Annotated in this window: 17 protein-coding genes and 1 tRNA gene; 7 read left to right on the forward strand and 11 right to left on the reverse strand. The window is 28.5% G+C overall.

Annotation, left to right across the window (positions count from 1 at the left end):
- Positions 1 to 34: 34 nt before the first annotated feature.
- The 7 genes from HUE53_RS07420 to rnr all read right to left on the reverse strand — a co-directional run bounded on the left by HUE53_RS07420 (position 35) and on the right by rnr (position 6,519).
- A complete protein-coding gene (locus tag HUE53_RS07420) occupies positions 35 to 1,018 on the reverse strand; it encodes an ISAon1 family transposase (RefSeq protein WP_065212842.1) in 984 nt (327 codons plus the stop codon).
- The gene (locus tag HUE53_RS14565) at positions 1,008 to 1,373 is read right to left on the reverse strand and encodes an ISAon1 family transposase N-terminal region protein (RefSeq protein WP_421498116.1); all 366 of its coding nucleotides are present in this window, start codon (positions 1,371 to 1,373) and stop codon (positions 1,008 to 1,010) included. Before HUE53_RS14565 ends, HUE53_RS07420 begins: the two co-directional genes overlap by 11 nt.
- A 137-nt stretch (positions 1,374 to 1,510) precedes the next feature.
- Positions 1,511 to 1,595 (reverse strand) — tRNA-Ser (locus tag HUE53_RS07425).
- 146 nt (positions 1,596 to 1,741) lie between these two features.
- Positions 1,742 to 2,407: a GldM family protein gene (locus tag HUE53_RS07430; RefSeq protein WP_014165838.1), complete on the reverse strand. Its 666-nt coding sequence runs from the start codon at positions 2,405 to 2,407 to the stop codon at positions 1,742 to 1,744.
- A gap of 101 nt (positions 2,408 to 2,508) precedes the next feature.
- On the reverse strand, positions 2,509 to 3,195 hold the full coding sequence (locus HUE53_RS07435; protein WP_014165837.1) for a LysE family translocator: 687 nt from the start codon (positions 3,193 to 3,195) through the stop codon (positions 2,509 to 2,511).
- A 115-nt stretch (positions 3,196 to 3,310) separates the two neighbouring features.
- Positions 3,311 to 3,988: a head GIN domain-containing protein gene (locus HUE53_RS07440; RefSeq protein ID WP_014165836.1), complete on the reverse strand. Its 678-nt coding sequence runs from the start codon at positions 3,986 to 3,988 to the stop codon at positions 3,311 to 3,313.
- Positions 3,989 to 4,341: 353 nt separating this feature from the next.
- Positions 4,342 to 6,519, reverse strand: coding sequence for a ribonuclease R (gene rnr, locus HUE53_RS07445; protein ID WP_065213906.1), 2,178 nt, complete (start codon positions 6,517 to 6,519; stop codon positions 4,342 to 4,344).
- Between the two features lie 838 nt (positions 6,520 to 7,357).
- On the opposite strand from rnr, the gene HUE53_RS07450 reads away from it, so the two are divergent.
- Positions 7,358 to 7,789: an RpiB/LacA/LacB family sugar-phosphate isomerase gene (locus tag HUE53_RS07450; protein ID WP_014165833.1), complete on the forward strand. Its 432-nt coding sequence runs from the start codon at positions 7,358 to 7,360 to the stop codon at positions 7,787 to 7,789.
- Between the two features lie 89 nt (positions 7,790 to 7,878).
- Entirely contained in the window at positions 7,879 to 8,793 is a 915-nt protein-coding gene (locus HUE53_RS07455; RefSeq protein WP_014165832.1) for a cation diffusion facilitator family transporter, read from the forward strand.
- 10 nt (positions 8,794 to 8,803) lie between these two features.
- Here the strand turns inward: HUE53_RS07455 and HUE53_RS07460 are convergent, their stop codons facing one another.
- On the reverse strand, positions 8,804 to 9,406 hold the full coding sequence (locus tag HUE53_RS07460; RefSeq protein WP_192188392.1) for a trimeric intracellular cation channel family protein: 603 nt from the start codon (positions 9,404 to 9,406) through the stop codon (positions 8,804 to 8,806).
- A gap of 213 nt (positions 9,407 to 9,619) precedes the next feature.
- On the opposite strand from HUE53_RS07460, the gene HUE53_RS07465 reads away from it, so the two are divergent.
- Positions 9,620 to 10,666: a hypothetical protein gene (locus tag HUE53_RS07465; protein WP_014165830.1), complete on the forward strand. Its 1,047-nt coding sequence runs from the start codon at positions 9,620 to 9,622 to the stop codon at positions 10,664 to 10,666.
- 127 nt (positions 10,667 to 10,793) lie between these two features.
- The gene (locus HUE53_RS07470) at positions 10,794 to 11,930 is read left to right on the forward strand and encodes an ATP-binding protein (RefSeq protein WP_014165829.1); all 1,137 of its coding nucleotides are present in this window, start codon (positions 10,794 to 10,796) and stop codon (positions 11,928 to 11,930) included.
- A 39-nt stretch (positions 11,931 to 11,969) separates the two neighbouring features.
- Here the strand turns inward: HUE53_RS07470 and HUE53_RS07475 are convergent, their stop codons facing one another.
- Positions 11,970 to 12,230, reverse strand: coding sequence for a DUF1294 domain-containing protein (locus tag HUE53_RS07475; protein ID WP_065213905.1), 261 nt, complete (start codon positions 12,228 to 12,230; stop codon positions 11,970 to 11,972).
- 110 nt (positions 12,231 to 12,340) lie between these two features.
- Here HUE53_RS07475 and HUE53_RS07480 point away from each other — a divergent pair, with 110 nt between their 5' ends.
- Positions 12,341 to 14,545: a TonB-dependent receptor gene (locus tag HUE53_RS07480; RefSeq protein WP_165688644.1), complete on the forward strand. Its 2,205-nt coding sequence runs from the start codon at positions 12,341 to 12,343 to the stop codon at positions 14,543 to 14,545.
- Positions 14,490 to 15,371 (forward strand): DUF4249 domain-containing protein, encoded by an 882-nt coding sequence (locus tag HUE53_RS07485; RefSeq protein WP_050855781.1) that lies wholly within the window; start codon positions 14,490 to 14,492, stop codon positions 15,369 to 15,371. The genes HUE53_RS07480 and HUE53_RS07485 overlap by 56 nt, the downstream gene beginning before the upstream one ends.
- A gap of 29 nt (positions 15,372 to 15,400) precedes the next feature.
- Here the strand turns inward: HUE53_RS07485 and HUE53_RS07490 are convergent, their stop codons facing one another.
- On the reverse strand, positions 15,401 to 16,738 hold the full coding sequence (locus HUE53_RS07490; protein WP_014165825.1) for a hypothetical protein: 1,338 nt from the start codon (positions 16,736 to 16,738) through the stop codon (positions 15,401 to 15,403).
- A 114-nt stretch (positions 16,739 to 16,852) separates the two neighbouring features.
- Here HUE53_RS07490 and HUE53_RS07495 point away from each other — a divergent pair, with 114 nt between their 5' ends.
- Positions 16,853 to 18,976, forward strand: coding sequence for a Tex family protein (locus HUE53_RS07495; protein WP_192188393.1), 2,124 nt, complete (start codon positions 16,853 to 16,855; stop codon positions 18,974 to 18,976).
- Positions 18,977 to 19,080: 104 nt separating this feature from the next.
- Here the strand turns inward: HUE53_RS07495 and HUE53_RS07500 are convergent, their stop codons facing one another.
- On the reverse strand, positions 19,081 to 21,579 hold the full coding sequence (locus HUE53_RS07500) for a T9SS type A sorting domain-containing protein (protein WP_192188394.1): 2,499 nt from the start codon (positions 21,577 to 21,579) through the stop codon (positions 19,081 to 19,083).
- Positions 21,580 to 21,662: the final 83 nt, after the last annotated feature.

Genomic DNA, 21,662 nt, shown 5'->3' on the forward strand with positions numbered 1-21,662 from the left:
TCGGATCAAGTCTAAAACCTGTGGATTTGATAAATTAGGCATATAAATTTGTAAGTCTAAAAAGAAAGAATTCTATGTTTCTTACGCCTCTAAATTTACTTCTAAAAGCCTTTATTTTTGCATTAAAAGATTCGGCTGAAGCATTGGTACTTCTGTTGTCAAAGTAATTTAGTATTGTTTTATAATGATTTGTTATTGTTCTTGATATTGTATTAAATGTTTTGAATCCAGATTGATTTACTTTTTCATGCCATTTAGCCAATTTGGTATAACCATAAATTTTATCTTTTGTTTCTTTAAAGATATCTGATAATTCCATTGATAGTTGGTAAGCTGTTTTTAAATCCGGATAGTTTTTAAATAAAACTTTAGCTCTTTCTTTTTGATTTTCTGTCCATTTATTTTCCCTTTTATACAACAAGTATCTACTTCTGGCTAGAAGTTGTTTTTTAGTTTCACCATTTTCAAGAATTATGGGGTTGAATTTTTTCTTATTTCGTTTGGCTTTTTCAATGGCTTCGTTTTCATCATCTATTGCTTGCCATCGATGTTTAATTCTAATTTCCTGTAAGGCTTCAATGGCTAATTTTTGCACGTGGAATCTATCAGTTACCAGAGTAGCGTTAGGGAAAGATTTTTTCACAATTAGTTCCATATTGGGAGCCATATCTAAAGTCATCTCTTTAACTTTATTTCTTATTTTTAAGGGTATTTTATTTAATACTTCAATAACATTATCTGCTTTAGTCCCTTTGATGATAGCTACAATGCTTCCAGCTTTGCCTTTAGCTTTCTTGTTAGTGATTATGGTGTAAAGTTCATCATAAGAAAGAGCTGTTTCATCAATAGATAAATTCTGCCCTATGTTTTGAGGATATAATAACCATTCTTTAGCATGAGCTTTTTGATTCCAGTTAGAATAATCGCTTAAAAAATCTTTATACTGATTTTGAAGTATTTTGCCTTTAACACCATAAAATTTGGCAATACTTTTAGTATCATGAGCATTAGTATCTATTGACTTCTTTTAAAAAAGAGGCGAACTCTTGTGTTAAGCGAGTGCCTTTTGCTACTATATTCCAATCTCTAAAAACAACTTTATCGGTAGACAAATTAAGCCATCTTCTTCTTTTTATATGTAAATAAACTACGTGACCTCTTATTGGAAAATCTTGAACGGTAATAGATTCAAAAAAACCTTTTGATTGTAATTTATCTTTTGAATATTCTATAGGAATTTCATTTAATTCTTCTAAATATAAATGTAAAACTTCTTCTTCTTTATCAATTGAAGTTAGTTCAAAATAATGGGTTAGATATTCAGGTAATAAAAGTGTTATTAACGTATTAAAAGAACAGTCCTTTTCTATAATTTAATCAATACAAAGTAAACTATTTTAAAATTTCTCCACAACTTTTTGACTTGAGCCCCCCTAAATCCTTGATAATTTAAAAATTTATATAAAATAAAAAAGGTCTGATTACTCAGACCTTTTTTATTTTTGGCTTGCGGAGAAAGAGGGATTCGAACCCCCGGACCTGTTACAGTCAACAGTTTTCAAGACTGCCGCATTCGACCACTCTGCCATTTCTCCAGTATATCTCGCTTTACTTCCGTATTGCGAGTGCAAATATAAGACAGTTTTTTATATTTACAAACTACTTTTAGCATCTTATTTAGAAAAATATTTTAGAAAAATATAACTATCTAAAAAATAGTGTATTATACTCTTGAAAAAAATTAGATTTTTTTAATTTTTATAACGGGAGTCTTGGAAATAGCTAAATTTAAATCTGATAAAAAAGTAATTTTATGAATTTGAATTAATGTAGCTTTATCTTTATTTAATATAGCTTCATATACATCTGCTGGAATTTTATTTCCTTTAATTTCAAAACTATCTAGGAATTCACCTGCCATATTAGTTAAATGCAGACGAAATCCTGTAACCGTAATACTATAGTCTAATAAAAAATCAATTAATTTGAATGTAATTTCTGCATTTAATAATTCTTTGGTAGGAATTTCTAAGACACAATCACTATTAATACATCCTTTTTGATTAACTAACAAAGCGGCCAAAGGCAAATCTTTTACTCTCAAGGTATGTTCTTCAATTACTTTTGTACTATCAGAGGTGTTAATTTCCACAAATACTTTAGTTTCCTTGCCATTTTTAGGTTGAAGGGTATAATTACCATCAGAAGACTGAAAAAGTCCCTCTCCTTTAATTTTAAAAGGTTTTGATTCTTTTACTTGAACAGAAATTGGATTGGGAATCCCTTTGTATACAATATTTAATTTATTTAATCCTATCAAAGAAAGATTGGGTTTAGAAGTAGTAATAGAATCATTTTGACTGTAAAGCACAAAGGGTAAAAGAATTAGAAGTAATAATTTTTTCATATTCGTTTATTTTAGATTAGGGGTTTTTATTGGGTATGAAATTACCAAAAATAAAATAAGTATTTTGAATTTTAGTTATACAAAAAAGAGTAATATTTCTATTACTCTTTTTCTATTTTCTCGATTGTATCTTTTACAAATTGTTTATCAGAAGGAAACCAGCCCTGGGCTAATAATATGGCTCCAAAAATTATTAGTAGTATAGAACTGACTTTTTTGATTTTAATAATATTGGATGGGGTTAGTTTAGAACGCAATTGTTTTGCAGCTAATATTTTACAGACATCTGTAGTTAAATAAGAAAGTATAACAGTTGTAAAAAACCAAAAAACATTTGAACTATCCATTTCTAAACGAGGACCAAAAGTAATGATGATTAATAACCAAAATCCTAGAACTCCAATATTAATAAAGTTTAAAAGAAAACCTTTGATGAATAAACTGATATAGTTTTTCTTTATTAGATCTACAACTTCTTCATCTTCTTCAATATTTTTACTGGCTTTGTATAATTTGGCATACGAAATAATGCCATAAGCTAACATAACAATCCCTCCAAAAATAAATAAAGCAGGATCATCTTTTAAACTTTGAATCAAACGATAACTACCTAAATAAGCTAAACCGATAAAGAAAATATCGCCAAGAACAACTCCTAAATCAAAAAACAAAGCGGCTCTAAATCCTTTTGTTATACTAGTTTCTAATAAAACAAAAAAAACAGGACCAATCATAAAGCTCAGGAAGATACCTAAAGGAATTCCGTTACTTAAAATGTATTGTAACATAAATTAATTGCTAGAATGAATTGGCAATTTAATTCTATATTCTTAAAAAATCTAATTTTTAGTGATTTTAAGAAAATTTTATTTCAAAAGATCTATTAATCAATACGGTGTACTATTAACTTTTATCTCTACGTACAATTATATTTCCACCGAAAATAGTTTTTTCATTTACTTGTTTAGGTTTTCCATAAATAGTAATATTTCCTCCAGCCCTTGCTTTAGCATCTACTACATCATAAGCCTTAATATCTATTTGACCACCCGCATTTACTGTAACTGTAGCTTGTTGTGTTTCACAATTAATAGCATTTAAAATACCACCTGCTGTTGAAACAGCATCTATAGTTTGAGTTTTGCCCCCTAAAGTAACCACGCCACCACTACTGGTTTTGATATTAATTTTCGATGCTTCTACAACAATATCAACTTTACCACCTTCTTTCGCAATAATGTCAAACAGAGCTGATTTTAAAGTGGCGTCGCTAGTAACTAAACTTCCTTCATTGGCTTCTACCGCTTCTAAAGCTTTAAAATACACTGTAGCGGTAATCGCATCACCTTTTAACATTTTGCCAAAAGGCATACGAACTTTCAATTCGCCATCCTTAGTAATCAATTCAACTGCCTCTGAATTGGTTCCTCTTAATTCAATTTTATTTTCATTAGAGGGAACCAAATGAATTTCTATTTGATCAAATCCCGTTACTTTAGAAATGGTTCCCAAAGATTTACTGGTTTGTGCACTCATTATACTTACAGCAAATAACGAAAAGGCTATTATATGTTTTTTCATAATTATATAAAAATCAATAATGTAAACAAAAGAAAAATAACTAACTCAACAAGATTTAATTTGCTTCTTGATTTAATGATTGCTTTTAAAACTAAGTCAAAAGCAATCAAACCTAACGCAAGAAAGCCAAAAAATATTTTTCCTAAAAAAATAAATCCTTGACCGCAAGCAGCTACTTTTCTTTCTGGATTTATAAAAATTATAAATAGAAAAAATAGAAATGCTAATAAGTTAAAAACGGAAATATTTTTCTTTATAAAATTTATTATCATTTAAAATTTTGTACTATTTAAAAAATTAACTTCATACTTCAATTAAAAACTGCTAACTGTTACTTAACAATGAATACTCAACTAATTTCTTCTAATAAAATGATAATCCAATTGTTTTTTTACTAAATCCGCGTTCTTCACTTTTACCAAAACTTCATCTCCCAACTGTAATAAATCTTTAGTCACTTGACCCACTAAAGCATATTGCTTTTCATCAAACGTATAATAATCTTCTTTTATTTCACGAATGCGAATCATTCCTTCACATCTGTTTTCAATAATTTCAACATAAATACCCCATTCCGTAACTCCTGAAATAACGCCTAAAAACTCTTGGTCTTTATGATCTTGCATATATTTTACCTGCATATATTTGATAGAGTCACGTTCAGCATTGGATGCACTATTTTCCATATTAGATGAATGGATACATTTTTCTTCATACGTTTCTTCATCGGCACTTTTAGCTCCATCTAAATATTGTTGTAACAAGCGGTGTACCATAACATCAGGGTAACGACGAATAGGAGAGGTAAAATGCGAATAGTAATCGAATGCTAATCCATAATGTCCAATATTTTCCGTAGAATACTTAGCTTTACTCATGGTTCGGATAGCTAAAGTATCCACCATATTTTGCTCTTTTTTACCTGCCACATTTTCTAACAAAGTATTCAAGGATTTAGAAATCGTATCTTTTGATTTAAAATTCAAGGAATATCCAAACTTAGAAATAATGCCTTGTAAGTTCATCAACTTGTTTTCATCGGGTTCATCGTGGATACGATACACAAAAGTTTTCTTTTGTTTACCAATGAATTCAGCTACTTTTCTGTTAGCTAACAACATGAACTCTTCAATCAAGTGATTAGCATCTTTTGCTATTTTAAAATAAACCCCTACAGGTTCATCGTTTTCATCTAATTTGAATTTCACTTCTACTTTATCAAAAGAAATAGCACCGTTGTTCATACGGTTTCTTCTTAAAATTTTAGCCAATTCATCTAATTTCAAAGTCGCTTCAACGATAGCATCAGGAACGATGTACGCTTCCTCGGTCAATGAAATTTCAGCAGGAATAGTATTTCCTTTTGTTTCAATGATATGCTGCGCTTCTTCATAAGCAAAACGTTGGTCAGAATAAATTACGGTACGACCAAACCACTGGTTCACCACTTGCGCTTTTGCATTGATTTCAAAAACAGCAGAGAAAGTATATTTTTCTTCATGCGGACGTAACGAACAGGCAAAATTACTCAATACTTCTGGCAACATAGGCACCACACGGTCCACTAAATATACTGAAGTAGCGCGTTTGAAAGCTTCATCATCTAAGATAGTACCTTCTTGAACATAGTGCGATACATCAGCAATATGTACCCCAATTTCATAATTCCCATTTTCTAACACTTGAAAAGAAAGGGCATCGTCAAAATCCTTAGCATCTTTAGGATCAATCGTGAATGTCAATACGTTACGCATATCACGACGCTTGGCAATTTCTTCAGGTTGAATAGTAGTATCTAACTTTTTAGCATAGGCTTCAACTTCCACAGGGAAATCATAAGGCAAACCATACTCGGCAAGAATGGCATGAATTTCAGTATCATGTTCCCCAGGACGACCCAATACTTTTTCAACACTTCCAAAAGGGGAATCTGCTTTTTTAGGCCAATCTTCAATTTTTACTAAAACGACATCACCATCTTTAGCTTCACCAATTTTTTCTTTAGGAATAAAGATATCGGTGTACATCTTTGGATTAGCAGTAGTTACAAATGCAAAATTCTTTTGAACATCAATAACTCCCACAAATTCCATTCGCTCACGTTCAATAACTTCTATCACTTCAGCCTCAGGTCGTTTCCCTTTACGACGGTTATATACATACACTTTTACCTTATCGCCATGCAAAGCATGATTCAAATTGGCAAAAGGAATAAATACATCTTCTTCAAAATCTTCACAAAGTAAATAGGCTGTTTTACGAGCCGTCATATCTATGATTCCTTCATAATAATCCTGACTTTGTGCCTTAACAATATACTTACCAGGTTCTATTTCAAGAATGTCTTTTTTAGAAGCCAAAATTTTTAAGTCCTTTATAATTTCATTTCGACTTTTAGTATCATCTACATCTAAACGAGCTGCAATCTGTTTGTAGTTAAAAGGCTTATTAGGCTCTTTAGAAAGCAACTTTAAAATTTTTCCTGAAAAGTCTCTCACTCCTTTACTAAATCTTCTAGGCTTTTTACTCATCTTCAATTTTTAAATATCGCTGAAAAATACGAAATATTTCTATTAAAGAATGAAGATTAACAAGATAAGATTTTTTAAAGCTTTTTTGAATTCAAAAAAGCTTATCAGAAATCAAGAGTTTTTAACAATAATTAAAATAATAAAAAAGAAGATTTTTAAAAAATATAAAATTTGATGGTTATGATAGGATGTTAATAAGGCTTAAAACTTTTTATTTTTTATTTTGTTTATTGAGTTTTGTATAGTTATACAACGATATGAACAACTTATTAGGTATTTAATGTTTTGTTTTTTAGTTAGTTGGGTTGGGTTATTAACAATTGTTTGTTTTTTGTTTTTTGTAGATTTTATTGAAAACTTAGGTTGTTAATTGTTGTTAATAACTATGAATAAGTGTTGGATATTTTTTCTAAAAGTAACTAAAACTTTCCTTGTGTAATTGAAAGTAATTTTTTATTGGAAAAAAAATATACTTTTCCAAAAAAACTTTTGTTTTTATCTTAATAGTTATTAACAGATAATGCGTTTTTTTAAATGATTGATTTTTAAGTATTTAATTTAGGTTGTTAACAACTCCAAAATGGCTCATTTTTTGAAAATATAAGTATTTGTTTATCAGTTTTTTAAGTTATTAGTACAATTGTTAATAACTGTATAATGTATTCATAATCAGATTAATATATAAAAAGTTGTCATCTTAAGTTTAATACAAAGAAAATAAGTACTTGTAGGTAGTAAAAAACTTTTAGTTTATTACTGATCTAAAATTGGTAAACGGGAATATATATAACGTATTATTATTTATTTTTGTACTAGACAAAAATAACGATTAATTATTATGATTATCTCTATAGGAAATGACCATGCAGGTCCCGATTATAAAATAGCAATTGTTAATTATTTAGAATTAAATGGGTATACCGTGATTAATCATGGTACTGATACATTTGATAGTGTGGATTATCCTGATTTTGGACATCCGGTGGCATATGATGTTGAAAGTAAAAAAGCTGATTTTGGTATTGTAATATGTGGTAGTGGTAATGGTATTGCTATGACTGCTAATAAACACCAAGATATTAGATGTGCTTTATGTTGGAATGTAGAAATAGCAGAATTGGCACGTCAACATAATGACGCTAATATTATTAGTATTCCTGCGCGTTATACATCTATTCCACAGGCAGTAGCAATGGTGGAAACTTTTTTAGATACCCCTTTTGAAGGAGGTCGTCATGCTAATAGAGTAAAGAAGATTGCTTGCAAGTAGTTTTTTAAAATAATATTTAACCATGTTCATTTTAATGTCATTTCTTCTGAATGAAGGAGTGACTTTTTTTGTCAATAAAATTACAATTTATGTTACACTCGCACCAAAACGTCCATATTCATAAACATCAAGTAAAAGGAAAAAACTTAGTTTTTTCTATTTTTTTAAATGTATTAATTACTGTAGCTCAAGGAATAGGAGGATTGTTATCAGGGAGTTTAGCATTAATATCAGATGCGTTACATAACTTTTCAGATGTGTTATCATTAGTATTTAGTTATGTGGCACATAAATTATCTAGGAGAAAAGCATCTATAGATTATACATTTGGATATAAAAGAGCTGAATTAATAGCCGCCTTTATAAATGCTATTACGTTATTAATAGTGGCTTTATTATTAGGTTTTGAAGCAATTCAGCGTTTTTTTCATCCAGAATCAATAAAAACAGGTTTAGTTATTTGGTTAGCATTATTAGGAATTGTGGCTAATGGTCTTTCTGTTTTATTATTACAAAAAGATGCGGAGCATAATTTAAATATAAAATCAGCTTATTTACATTTATTAACAGATATGATGGCTTCTATAGCCGTTTTAGTAGGCGGTTTGTTGATGAAATTTTATGGTTGGTTTTGGATTGATAGTGTTTTAACTATATTTATTTCAATCTATTTGATTATAGTGAGTATTGATCTTTTTAAATCCTCTATTAAAATGTTAATGCTTTTTACACCTGAAGAAATAGATATAAAAGCTATAGTTAGGGAAGTACATAAAATACCAGGGGTAGGTAAATTACATCATATACATGTTTGGTATTTAAACGAAGAGGAATTACATTTAGAAGCGCATTTAGATTGTGCAGAGGATATTAAAATGAGCGAGTTTAATGAGTTACTTCATCAAATAGAAATAGTTCTTTTTCAAAATTTTGGAATAAATCATATTAATATCCAACCAGAATATAAAAAAGAAGATCCTAAGGAATTCATAGTTCAAGATTAAAAAAGAATTTTTAGATTATGGGTAATTGCAATTTTTTTCTAATAGCATAAATACGTATTGATGCTGTAATTAACACACTGATAATCATACTTGTTTCACCTTGTAATTGATAGTTAATCATGATTAAATAAAGTCCACCACCAATAAGACAAGCAGTAGCATATAATTGACCCGGTTTTAATAAAGCAGGTACTTTATTACATAATACGTCACAAAATAAACCACCAAATGTAGCTGTAATCATCCCCATAATTAGTGCATAACCTGTGGGAATAGAATTTCGTAATGCTACCTGTATACCTACTACTGTAAATAATCCAATACCAAAAGCATCAATCCAAAATATTAATTTTTTTATTAAACTTGAGTTTAATTTAAAAAAGAAAGCTATAATAGTTGAGGTTAGTACTATTATAATAGCTACATTATCGTTTACCCAATTTACTGGGCGTATACCTATTAATAAATCTCTTAGTGTTCCTCCTCCGTATGCCATACAAAAAGCCAATACAGATGCACCAAAAATATCAAACCGTTTTGTTCTTGCTTTTAAAACACCTGTAACAGCAAATACAAAAACACCTGTATAACTAAAAATTTGTAGGGTATCCATTTTAATTTTTGGCAAATATATTAAGTAATTTTTCAATAATAAATAGTAATTACACTTATAACAAGGTTAGTCTAATTTGTGATTTTTAATAGATGATAGGTATCATTCAATTCTATGCTAATATTAAAAAAATAAGACAATATAACAGGTAGATAAAGAGTTTATAAAATAAAATTTTAGTATATTTATTCCTACCAATGTATTCATTTTTATATGTCTTTCGATAAACCTTTATTAAAAAAACAATATTATCCTATTAATCAGGAATTGTATGATTATTTAGAAAAATACAAAAGGTTAACAAAAACAAATGTGTTTTATGAAGATTTATTGCGATTTCAAGGTTCGGTAGTAGTTTATGATACTAAAGGAAAAGATACTTTATGGATTAGAGTTTATTATAATGAATATGAAAAAAAAGAAATAGATTTTAGTCTTAAAAAGATTTACACATTATTACATTCAGATGGTGATGAAAGTAAAATACAATTCTTAAATGTAGACCATATAGACTTTTGTACTTTTGGTAATTCTAAACCATTTAGGGTAAAAGTTAGAAATATATTAAATGATAATTATACCCATTTTTATGTAAAAAAAGCAGATGCTTCACGTATTTTCGGGTTAGAATTAGAAGATATAATTTCTCCTAATCGGATTAATTATTTAGTATTTAAAGATACGCTTATAGAGGAACATATTGTTGGAATTCCTGGTGATATCTTTATAAAACAACATTTAGCTACTTGTTCTGAATCAGAAAAAGCTCAAATTGCTAAGGAATTTGTGAAATTTAATGAGCGTTGTATGGTAGGACTTTTAGGAGATATGCGTTCTTATAATTTTGTGATAATTCCTATTTATGATTATGATCATTTGGTTTTTAAAATTCGGGCTATTGACTTTGATCAACAATGCTATGAAGGTAATTTTAAGTTATACAAACCTCATTTATTTAAAGAAAATTTTCATTTCAGCAAATTAGTAAGTAATAAATTAGAAGCGAACTCTATTGAGCAATATCAAAATGAAGAACGTTCAATAATGGTAAAAAGAATGGTGGGCTCTGAAGAGCGATTAAATGATTTATTGCAAGCCATGAAATCTATGGAACTATCTACTAGCGAAAAACTAGAGCAATTAAAAACTGAAATTTATCAATTTACTTACGATATACAGTTTAAGAAAGCTACTTCTATGGGAGAAGTGATTGAATCTGCATTACAATTTTTAAAACGAAATTACAAAGTAAACTTTTAATAATTGACTGAATTTACATTAATTCCGTCAATAAACTGACTGAATTTACATTAATTCCGTCAATAAACGGACTTATTTACTATTTTTTAATAACTTTGTATTCTGTAATTACTATATAAAAAGAGATATGAGTTATATTAAAAGAGCCGTACTTGATGATTTTAGTAATCATTTACAACCCAATAAAGTATTGATTTTATTAGGTGCAAGGCGCGTAGGAAAAACTCAACTTATAAAAAAATATCTAAAAATAACAGATAAAAAAGTTTTACAACTTAATGGTGAAGATAAAAATGATGCAAGACTTTTAGAAGAAAGAACATTTGAAAATTATAAGAGATTATTCAAAAACATAGATCTTTTGGTAATTGATGAAGCACAAGCAGTAGATGATATTGGATTGATATTAAAATTTATTGTTGATACAATTGAAGGAATAAGAGTTATAGCAACAGGATCATCTATGTTTGACTTAAATAATAAATTAGGTGAACCTTTAGTTGGAAGAAAAAATACTTTGTTTTTATATCCATTGGCACAAATAGAATTTTCAGAATACGAAAATTACAAACAAACAATCGAAAATCTTGAGATGCGATTAATTTATGGTGGTTATCCAGAACTAACACATTATGAATCATGGTCTGAAAAGCAACATTATTTACGTGAAATTGTAAATTCGTATTTATTAAAAGATATATTAGTTTTTGATGGTATTAAAAATTCTAATAAAATTTATGATTTATTAAGACTCATTGCTTTTCAAGTGGGGAAGGAGGTTTCCTTACAAGAATTGGGTAATCAATTGCAATTATCTAAGAACACAGTAGAACGCTATTTAGATTTATTAACTAAGGTATTTATTATTTTTAAAGTTGAAGGTTTTTCTCGCAATTTAAGAAAAGAAATTACTAAAAGTAATCGTTGGTATTTTTTTGATAATGGTATTCGTAATGCTATTATTGGAAATTTTAATACATTACAAAATCGTATGGATATAGGTGATTTATGGGAAAATTACCTTGCTTCTGAACGTTTAAAAAAGCAAACGTATCATAAGTTACACAAACAAAATTATTTTTGGCGTACTTATGATCAACAAGAGTTAGACTGGCTTGAAGAAAATGTAGATAATTTAGCTGGATATGAGTTTAAATGGAATGAAAATAAAAAAACAAAAATTCCAACGGCTTTTGCCAAAGCATATCCTGATGCTACTTTTGAAATTGTAAATAAGAAAAATTACTTAGATTTTATATTATAAATTAATAGCCTTTTTTGAATGAAAAATTAAGAAAGGCTACTATTTCAGTAAAAAATAAATTCCTATTACGTTGGCAATAAATATAATTGTGAATCGCCAAATGAAACTTATTTTTGAAGTTTTGTGTTTAAATATAAACATTCCTAATAAGCTACCTATAGCACCTCCTATTAATGAGATACTTAATAAATCTTTTTCAGATATGCGTCTTTTGTTTTTTATAGCTAATAATTTGTCAATTCCGAAGACTATTAACGAAAGGATATTTACAATTAAAAGGTAAGTAAGAAACATTTTCATTAAATCAGAATTTTAAAGAAACCAAAAGTAGTCATAATACTTATATTTGTTAGCTAAATTTTTAAATACTATAATCATTGAAGCCTATCTTTTTATACTGTATACTATTTTTGAATACGTTTGTTTGGACTCAAAATACTTTTAAAATAAATGGAAACGTAAAAGATATAAATAAAAAGAGAGTTATTGCATTGGTTACATTTACTATTAAAGGTTTTGATAAAACTATTGTAACTGATAGTTTGGGTAATTTTAATTTCAAAATAACAGATGATAAAATAAATATAAAAATTGAAGCTGAAGGTTATATAAATTACGAATCTGATTTTAAAATTACTGAGGATACTGATTTAAATATTATTTTAAAGGAGAATAAGAAAATTGATGAAATTATTATTACAGAGGATAAAAGGAAAACATTTTTTAAAAATGATAAGAATTTTTTAAAATTAAATGTATCTCAATTGAGTGATTTGCCTTCTTTAACTGGTAGTATTGATGTTTCAAAGATTTTGCAATTAACTCCTGGTGTTCAAAATTCAGGTGATATTAACGGATATTTGTATGTTAGAGGAGGAGATGCTGGGCATTCTATTTTTAAATATAATGATGTACCAGTGTATGGATCAGCTCATTTGTTTGGAATATTTCCTTATTATAATGCTTTTCATATAGGTGAATTAATGTATGATAAATCAAATTTAAGTTCTGTTAATGGTAATATACTAGGAGCTTACATTAATACTAAGAGTAATATTATGAGTATTGATAAGGCAAGTTTTCAGGTTAATTTAGGTTTGTTAGCTTCTCAGTTTAATATTAAAATACCTTATAAAAAAACTGTGTTTTCTTTATCTTATAGAAAAACTTATCTAGATGATTTTCTTAAATTAATTAATGCTAAAAATGAAGTAAATTACAGTTTTGAGGATATTAATTTTTCTTATCTATATAAAATGAGTAATAAATCCAAGCTCATTTTTGATTTTATGACAAGTAAAGATAAATTAAAATATAACAGTGAAGAGTTATTTGCTGATATTAATTTAACTTGGAAAAATTATATTGCTGCTACTCAGTTCCAACATTCTAAAAATGAAAAATTTAAATTTACTGCAAACGCATATTTTTCAAAGAGTCTATCTTCAATGAATATACTTCAACATGATTTATCTATAAAAGTAAATACTTCTATTACTGATTTTAGTTTAAAGAGTAATATTATTTACAATATTTATAAAATTAAATCCGAAATAGGATTAAGTTATAATAATTATACAATTTCACCTTATAATTTAATTTTGGCTAATTTTGGTTTTACACCTAAAACAAAATATGAGAATATTAATTCTAATTTATTTTCAATCTATCAAGATTTTAATTTTTTTATAACAGATAATATCAATCTTAAATCAGGAATTCGTTTCAATTACTTTAATCACTCTAGTTCAAATAAGTATTCCTTTGAGCCTAAGTTAGGTATTTATTTTAATGAAAAAAGAAACACAAATTATTATATTACTTTGGCTCAAAAAAGTCAACATTTAAGTTTAGTGACCACTTCTAGTATTGGAATTCCAACAGATTTTTGGGTTGCATCAGCAAATAATATCCCTTTCCAAAAGTCAAAAGAAATTTCTTTTGGCATAAACCATCATTTCAACAAAAATATTGTTACGAATTTTGATTTATTTTACAATGAAATGAAAGATTTATTAATTTATCCATTTGCTCTTTCTCAATTTAATGAAGCCTCTTCTATAGAAAAAGATATTTTCATAGGAAATGGTAAAGCTTATGGTTTTGAGTTTTTATTGAAGAAAGAAAATGGAAAATTTAAAGGTTGGATGAGTTATACTTGGAGTAAATCATTAAGAAGCTTTCCAAGGATTGATGAAGGTAGTAATTTTTACGCCAAATACGATAGAAGACATAATTTTACAACAATTATAACTTATAGTTTCACTCCAAAATTTGTGGTAGGTTTTACACAAATACTAAGTTCTGGGAACCGTTTTACTTCTGCGGATCAGATATATTTTGTAAATAATGTTCCTGTAAAAGAGTATAACGAATATAATAAAGCACAGCTTCCCTTTTATAACAGAACAGATTTTTCTTTTAATTTTTGGATTATGAAAAATAAAAGAAAGGAAAGCAAAATTACTTTAAGTGTTTATAACTTATTTAATATTGAAAATCCAGTATATCAATCAGTCAATTTTGAAAAAAATGAAGAACAATTATCCATTACAAAAAATGATAAAGTATTTTACAAAATTTTACCTTCGATTAATTGGTATTTTAAATTTTAGTTTAAAAACTACTGTATTGGTGTTTTCTTTTTATTCTTGTCAAGACAATCTAAACGATACTAAAGTTTCAAAACCTAAATTGATTGTTGAAGGTTGGATTGAAGAAAATGGTGTGGCAAATGTAATTTTATCAAAAAGCATACCCACTAACACTAATTTTAACCAAAATAATATTGATAAATATTTTATAAGGGCAGCTAAAGTGACTGTTTCAGACGGGGTAAATGCTGAAATATTACATCTAAAAATGGTAAATGGGTATATTCCCCCTTTTATTTATACAGGAGAAAATATAATAGGTAAAAAAGGATTTACTTATACCTTAACGATAGAGTTTGATGGACAAGAATTAAGAGCTGAAACAAGTATTCCTGAATCTGTACCTATAAAAGAACTAAGTATTGAAAAAATAGATGATTTTAAAAGAAAAATAGGAATAGAGTTTATAGATCCTGATAACAAAAATTACTATCAAATAGGAACTAGAATAGTTGGAAAAGATTCATTATTTATCCCTACTTTATACGGAACCATTGATGATGAAACGTTTATCACAAAAAAAGTAAAATTAAATTTATTAAAAGGGATTCAATTTTATCCAGTAGAAAATACCGAAACCTATTTTCCTTCAGGTAAAATTATAGAAGTAAAATTAAGAACATTAGAAAAAAAGAGTTACGAATTTTGGAACAGCTGGCAAAATGATGTTTTAAATGGTCAAAATCCATTGTTTCCAGCCACTTTTAATCTAAAATCTAATATAAAAGGAGGCTTAGGAATTTGGGCTGGTTATGGTGCTGATGTAAAGATAATAAAAATAAAATAGTATAAAAAAAGCTGTCAAAGACAGCTTTTTTATTTATTTAAAAAAGTTATAAAATCTTCTATTTGACTTTTTAAACTATCAAATCCAGTAGAAAAATACACATTCATTGCAACTACTGAATTATCATCGAATTTTAGATAATATTTGACATCATATCGCTCAACTTTTTGATAAACTGTTCCCATACTATATTCCCATGTTCCATTTCTCCAAACAAAAGGCGTATTACCTGAAGATACGAGTTCAGATTTTGCTACAATACTAGCAATTTTATTTTTATCCTTTTTAGAAACTAAAACTAATTTGCTATGTTTATTATAAAGTTCAGCTTTTAAATCGCTTATTTTTTTACTTTTTTCATTAGATTTTATATAATAATCAGATGAAAAATAATTAGGTTTAGGAATACTGCTTTCAGCTTTTTCAAGTTCTGCCGTAGTAGTTTCAATATCACCTGATCCTAAAATAGCAAAATCATCTAGAATAGTTATCAAAGTATTTGCCTTACCATAATCTATTGATGAAGAGTTATTATTATTTAACAATTGATCAATGTTACCATTTGAATTAAAATTATAACCTAAAATAGATTTACTATTATGTGTTAATAAAGCACTAGCAACTGATGGAGAATTATTTCTATCGTTTTTGATTTCTAAAGCATAACCATCGTTTAACGTTAATTTCAAGTTAGATGTTGTAGGAATATGATTGTTGTTATTGTATGTATTTACAACACTAATATTTCCAGAATCAATACCTTTTATTTTAATTGTTGCATCAACAGTTAAAGGCAAATGAATTTTATCTAATACTTCATTAGATACTAGAACTGGAACCATATTTCCTACATTCGGATCATATACCCATTGATAACGTTTTGGAGCATCAATTATGTCAACTTTAATAGGAGAAGGCGTTGCGTTTAAAACTATTTCAGCGTCATTAGTAGTTCCTGAAATTTTAGAAGGATATCTAAAAGTTAAGTTATTTGTTGAAACTGTTTTTTCCCATCTTTTAACAGTATTATTCCAAGTGTATATACCAAAAACAGCAGACACATTAAAAACATCACTTATACCATTATTATTAAGGCCACTTAAGATATCAATTCTATCAGTTTCCAATAATTTATCTAGATTTTGAATGGCTTCGATAGTTGAAGATGTTTTTGTTTTTTCAAACTCTGAAACAGTTGATTTAGCTTCTGTTTCTAATTTCAACTTTTTTTGTTCTGAAGTTAAGGAAGAATAAGGAGCATCCAATAAACCAGTTACTGATACTGGAGTTTCCTCAATGGCTTCTTCATTTTTTGAACAACCAAAAAGTACTTGTAAAGCTAGTAGCCCTAAAAAAATTTTTTTCATGAATAGTCTATTTAATTATGCAAAAATAAATTTTTAAATAAAAAAACAAAGCCCAAATTTTAGATTTTAAAAATTTTAATTTATATGCTATTTTAGCATTCTTATTTTTACAAAATGACAAATATTGACTTTATCCTAAAAGGAGTCCAAACGACTCCCAAAAATATCCAAAATACACTTGAATTACTTTCGCAAGATTGTACAATTCCTTTCATAGCACGTTATCGAAAGGATACCACAGGAAATTTAGATGAGGTAGTTATAGAACAAATAGCCAAACTAAACAAACAATATGATGAAATTATAAAACGTAAAGAAAGTGTTTTAAAATCAATAGAAGAACAAAATGCTCTTATACCAGAACTAAAATCAAAAATTGAAAACAGTTTTGATTTACAAGAAATAGAAGATTTATACCTTCCTTACAAAAAGAAAAAGAAAACTAAGGCAGATACCGCCCGTGAAAACGGATTAGAACCTTTGGCAAAAATAATTATGTCGCAGCGTAACGATGATATTGAATTTTTAGCATCTAAATATATTAATGATAAGGTAACTAACGAAGAGGAAGCCTTACAAGGAGCTCGTGATATTATAGCAGAATGGGTTAATGAGAATATTTTTATTCGTAAAAATTTACGTAGAATGTTTCAGCGAAAAGCTGAAATTACAACTAAAGTAGTGAAAGCTAAAAAAGACGATCAAGAAGCTCAAAAGTATAATCAATATTTCGAATGGGCTGAACCCATTAGTAAAGCACCTTCGCACCGATTGTTAGCCATGCTAAGAGCGGAAGCAGAAGGTTTTGTTAAATTGAATGTAGAAATTGAAAAAGGAGAAGCTGTTAGTTTTATTGAAGATAACATTATTAAATCAAAAAATGATACAACATTACATATTCAATTAGCTATTAAAGATTCTTATAAACGATTGTTAGAACCTGCTATTTCTAATGAAACGTTACAAGAAGCCAAAGAAAAAGCTGATATTAAAGCAATTGATGTTTTTGCGAGTAATTTAAGTCAGTTATTATTGGCTCCACCTTTAGGTGAAAAACGAATTTTAGCTATTGACCCCGGATTTAGAACGGGATGTAAAGTGGTTTGTCTGGATGAAAAAGGTGATTTGCTATACAATGAAACCATTTTTCCGCACGCACCGCAAAATGAAACGACCATGGCAATGAAAAAAATAAAATCGATGGTGAATGCTTATAATATTGAAGCCATTTCTATAGGCAACGGAACAGCGAGTCGTGAAACCGAATTTTTCATCAAGAAAATTGCTTTTGATAAACCAGTCCAGGTTTTTGTAGTTTCAGAAGCTGGAGCGTCAGTCTATTCGGCATCTAAAATTGCGAGAGATGAATTTCCTAATTATGATGTGACGGTTCGTGGTGCCGTTTCTATTGGGCGCCGTTTATCTGATCCCTTAGCCGAATTGGTTAAAATCGATCCAAAATCTATTGGTGTAGGGCAGTACCAACACGATGTGGACCAAACCAAGTTAAATTCAGCATTGGATACCACGGTAGTACGTTGCGTAAACTCGGTTGGGATTAATATTAACACGGCGAGTAAATCATTGTTGAGCTATGTTTCAGGAATTGGCGAAAAAATGGCTGAAAACATTGTGGCGTATCGTAGTGAAAATGGGGCTTTTGAAGACCGTAGCCAACTGAAAAAAGTGCCGCGATTAGGAGATAAAGCGTTCCAACAGGCAGCGGCATTTATTAGAATCAAAGACGGTAAAAACCCGTTGGATAATTCGGCCGTGCATCCTGAATCGTATAAAATGGTCGAGAAAATGGCTAAAGATTTGGGTGTTAAAGTCAATGAATTAATCGGGAATAAGGAAAAAATCAGTCAAATCAAACCAGAGAATTATATTACTGAAAACGTGGGTATTTTAGGTATCAAAGATATTTTAAAAGAATTGGAAAAACCAGGACTAGACCCACGTAAAGCGGCCAAAGTTTTTGAATTCGACCCGAATGTAAAAACCATTGCTGATGTTCGTAGCGGAATGATTTTGCCAGGTATTGTAAATAATATCACCGCATTTGGTTGTTTTGTTGACATTGGAATCAAAGAAAGCGGACTCGTACATATTTCCCAACTCAAAGAAGGCTATGTTGCCGATGTGAATGAAGTGGTAAAACTCCACCAACACGTGCAAGTAAAAGTCGTTGAGGTAGATGAAGCCAGAAAAAGAATTCAGTTGACGATGATATTGTAAATTTTTAAAAGAGAGTTAAGGCGCTTGAAACCACTGTAAAAAACAAAAATCCCAATTTCCAATTTGATTAGTCGATCGTTATTGAAAATTGGGATTTTTTTAAGTTATTCCTTAATAAACTTTTTAATTATTTCTTCTTTATCCGTTTTGATTTTGATTATATACAATCCTGATGGTAATTCAGAAACATTTATAGTTTCATTTATATCTTCATGTACAACCTTACCTTCTAAATTTAATATTTGGATAGAAGAGATGGAAGAATCATTATTTAAATTAATGTTTAAAATATTACTAGTTGGATTTGGGAAAATAGAAACATTCGTTGTTCTACTTAGTTTAAAGTTATTACTTTCCTCCTCTTTAGCAACAGAAATTTTAGGTGAACTAGAATTATTATATAAACTTACCAAGTAAGCGGTATTTATAGAATTTTTGTAGTTATTAAAATTACCTGAAACTAAAATTTTTCCATTGCTAATAGGAGTAATAGATAAAACGGAATTATTAAAACCATTTTCTGTAATGAATGTACTATCTTTAGTTCCATTAGAGTTTAAACGGATAATATAATTTTCTTGATTTTCGTTAAAACTGGTAAAAGACCCTCCAACAATAATTTTTCCATCCGTTTGCATTAGCATAACAGAAGGTGAACTGTTAAAACCAGTTCCAATGTTAAATGTTGTGTCTATAGTACCATTTGTATTTAATCTTACAAAGTAATTTGCACTAGAATTGTTGAAATTAGAGAAATAACCACTAACTAAAATTTTACTATCAGCTTGTAAAGTAATATTGTTTACAGCACTATCAAAACCAGTACCAATATTAAATAACGTATCTTTAACCCCATCTGCTTTTAATCGAATTATATTTTTTTCAGCTTCATCATTGTATGAACTAAATTCACCTCCTACAATTAAATTTCCATTAGGTTCTAAAGCCATTGTTAATACATCTCCATCAAAACCAGTACCTGTGTTAAAAGAAGTATCAATGCTACCATTGGAATTTAGTTTAATAATTCGGTTTGCAGTAACTTCATTATATTTTGTAAATTCACCACCTAAAAATATTTTTCCATCAGGTTGTAAAAGAATAACATTAATATTTCCATCAAATCCAGTTCCTGTATTAAAAGTTACATCCTTAGTTCCATCAGGGTTTAAACGGATAATATGATTTTCTGTAACTCCTTTGTAAGTACTAAAAGACCCTGCTACAATTAATTTCCTATCTGGTTGAACTACAATTACTGATACATTTTTATCAAACCCATTTCCTACATTAAAAGATCTATCTTTAGATCCATTAGGATTTAAACGGATGATATAGTTTGATAAATTGTTTTTATAACGTGTGAAATGACCACCTAAAACTATTTTTCGATCCTTTTGTTCTACTGCGGTTAGTATAGTTTTGTCAAAACCAATATTAGGGTTAAAGTTTAAATCAAATGTTCCATTTGTATTTATTGAAACTATATTATTAGCTGAATATCCTTGACCATAAATAGTGAAATATCCTCCTGCTATGATTTTTCCACAAGGAAGAAGTGAAAGACAAATAAGGCTTCTTTTACAGCTTCCTGTACTAAAATTAAGGTCTTTTTTTCCATCAGGATTTAAACGAATTATATTAGTTTCTAAAGGACCAACATGTACATACGGTTTTCCTATTACAGCTATTACAATTTTTCCATCATTTTGGATAGCTAATGATCTTATAGCACCATCAAACACCACATCTGTATCGAAAGTTCCGTCTTTTGATCCATCATTATTTAATCGAATTAAATATTTTTGAGAAATACCATTAAAATTCTTAAAATTTCCTCCAATAATAATTTTACCATTAGTTTGTATGGCAATAGAGTTAATTGTACTATCAAAACCACTACCATTATTAAAACTGTTATCTTTTGTACCATTTGCATTGATACGTATAAAATTATTTACAGTTTGACCTTTGTATGTTGAAAATAAACCAGTAACTAAGATTTTTCCATCAGCTTGAAGAGCCATATCAGTTACTAAATTATCAAAACCTGTATTTGTTACAAATGAAGTATCGCTAGAACCGTTACTATTTAGCCTAGCTATTTTATTTTGAGTAGTCCCATTATAAGTGTTAAAATTTCCCCCAACAATAATTTTTCCATTAGGTTGTACGAGGATTTTAGTTACACTAGCATCAAATCCAGATCCAATTATAAAACTATTATCTTTAGTTCCATTACTATTTAGTCGTATAATTTTATTTTGATTTACTCCGTTATAGGTGGTAAAATGTCCTCCTACAAGTATTTTTCGATCAGGTTGTACAGCAATACAAGTTATATCATCATCAAGAAGTATTGTTGTAGAAAAAGAGGTGTCTATTGTACCATTGCCATTTAATCGTACTATTTTTTTGACCGGTTGTCCAGAATATTTATGAAAAGTACCCGCTACAAGTATTTTCCCATCAGGTTGCACAGTAATAGTACTTACAGTACCATCAAAGCCGTTTGTGGAACCAAATTTTTGTGCAATTTGTCCAGGATTTTGCGCATTGCTAACAAGCGTAAAAAACATCAAAAGATATAAATATTTTCTCATAATTTTTATTTAGATATCCAAATTAGATAAATAACCTTACAAAAACAAGCGCATTAAATCAAAATATAAACATCTGTATATAA

This window comes from Flavobacterium columnare (assembly GCF_014844295.1).
In the GTDB taxonomy this organism is placed as follows: domain Bacteria; phylum Bacteroidota; class Bacteroidia; order Flavobacteriales; family Flavobacteriaceae; genus Flavobacterium; species Flavobacterium columnare.